This window comes from Micromonospora sp. M51 (assembly GCF_018070305.1).
Classification (GTDB): domain Bacteria; phylum Actinomycetota; class Actinomycetes; order Mycobacteriales; family Micromonosporaceae; genus Micromonospora; species Micromonospora parva.
On the sequence record NZ_JAGPXZ010000990.1, the window covers coordinates 1 to 1,908 of the forward strand.

General features: G+C 72.2%; 2 protein-coding genes. Both read right to left on the minus strand.

The window, feature by feature from the left end:
• Positions 1-90: 90 nt before the first annotated feature.
• The gene (locus KBX53_RS31625) at positions 91-1,029 is read right to left on the minus strand and encodes a dihydrodipicolinate synthase family protein (protein WP_210863453.1); all 939 of its coding nucleotides are present in this window, start codon (positions 1,027-1,029) and stop codon (positions 91-93) included.
• Positions 1,026-1,908, minus strand: an 883-nt coding sequence (locus KBX53_RS31630) for an ABC transporter ATP-binding protein (protein ID WP_210863455.1), incomplete at its 5' end; no start/stop codon positions are given. The genes KBX53_RS31630 and KBX53_RS31625, both read right to left, overlap by 4 nt.

Consider the following 1,908-nt stretch of genomic DNA (forward strand, 5'->3'; position numbering starts at 1 on the left):
CACCCTGGCGGGTCACCAGGGCGGCGGCCGTCTTGGTGCCCCCGATGTCGAGCGCGGCGACAACCGGGGGCGTGCGTACCTCGGACATGGTTAGAGCAGTCCCGCCAGTTCCAGGTGGCCCCGCACCCGCGCCGTCTCGTCCGCGTCGAGCGGTCGCAGCGGAAGCGACACGGCGTTGCTGTCGATGACGCCGAGCAGGGCCAGGGCGGTCTTGAACGCGCCCACGCCCCGGGTCGCCCCCGCCGCCGTCGCCGGGTCGGCAGCGTCGACGATCCGGAACAACCGGGTCAGCCGGTCCTGCTCCGCGCGGGCGGTGTCCCAGTCGGCGGCCACGCAGGCCCGGTGCAGTCGCACGTAACCCTCCGGGTCCACGTTGCCCAGGCCGGGGACGGAACCGGAGGCACCGGCGAGCATCATCGCGTCGACCACCACCTCGTGGCCGGTCAACAGGCTGAAGCCGGCGTCCGGCGCGTGTTCCGCGATGGACAGCACCAGCTGGCGGAAGGAGACGTCGTCGCCGCTGGAATCCTTGACGCCCGCGAGGACGCCCTCCACGGCGAGCCGGCTCAGCAGACCCGGCGACAGCTTGGTGTGCACGCAGACCGGAATGTCGTACGCCAGCAGCGGTAGCTCGACCGACGCGGCGAGCGACCGGAAGTGCCGCTCGACCTCGTGCGGGCCGACGATGGCGTAGAAGGGGGCGGTGGCCACCAGCCCGTCGACACCCAGCCGCGTCGACGCGTCGGCCCGGTCGAGCACCCGACGGGTGGTCGGCTCGATGCACCCGGCGATGACGGGTACGGTCCCGCCGACGGTCTTCACCACGGTTTCCAGAGCCTGGTCCCGCTGACTGTCGGTGAGGAACACCGTCTCGCCGGAGCTGCCGAGGGCGAAGATGCCGTCGACGCCGGCGGCGAGCATCCGCTCGACGAGCCGCTCAAGCGAGGCGACGTCGACAGCGCCCTCCTCGGTCAGGGGGGTGACGACCGGCGGCACGACTCCGGCGAACCGCGGGGCAGGGGTGGTCACGCTGACTCCTCGACATGTAGGGGGGTGGTGCGACCGGTCGACGCTCGGGCGAGCTCGACCAGTTCGGCGTTGCTGGATCCCGCGGGAACGGGGTGGTAGCACCGGAACTCGTGGTAACCGGCGCCACCGTCGCCCGTCGTGGGTGGTGGCATCTCGATGGCGCAGCCGTCAGTGGCCTTCCAACAGCGGGTGCGGAACGGGCAGCCGGTGGGCGGGCGGGTCGCGAGCGGGACGGGGCCGACGAGCGGGATCGGGTCGAGCGGCGAGAGCAGCCCCGGCGTGGCGGAGAAGAGCGCCCGGGTGTACGGGTGCTGGGCGACCTCGGGGAGCCCGGCGGCGGGTGTCTGCTCCACGATCCGGCCGAGGTACATGGTGACCACCCGGTCACTGATCCGCTTGACCGTCTGGATGTCGTGCGAGACGAAGACCATGGCCAGGTTCAGCCGCTCCTTGAGGTCCAGGAGCAGGTTGAGGATCTGCGCCCGGACCGACACGTCGAGGGCGCTGGTCGGCTCGTCGGCGATGACCAGCCCCGGCTCCAGGGCCAGGGCACGCGCGATGGACACCCGCTGGCGTTGGCCACCGGAGAGCTGGCTGGGCAGCACGTCGGCGACCGACCGGGGCAGCCCCACCAGAGCCATCAGTTCCCTGACCCGCTCCTCGCGGGTGGTGCGGGTGCCGCGACGGTGCACGTCGAGCGGGTCGCGCAGGATGTCGCGGACCGGCATCCGCCGGTTCAGCGACGTGGCCGGATCCTGGAAGATCATGCCGACGCCGGCGCCGATGTGCAGTCGGCGTTCCGCCGCGCTCATCGACCACACGTCCTTGCCGGCGAAGGCGACAGTGCCGCTCGTCGGCCGTTGCAGGCCCACCAGCACC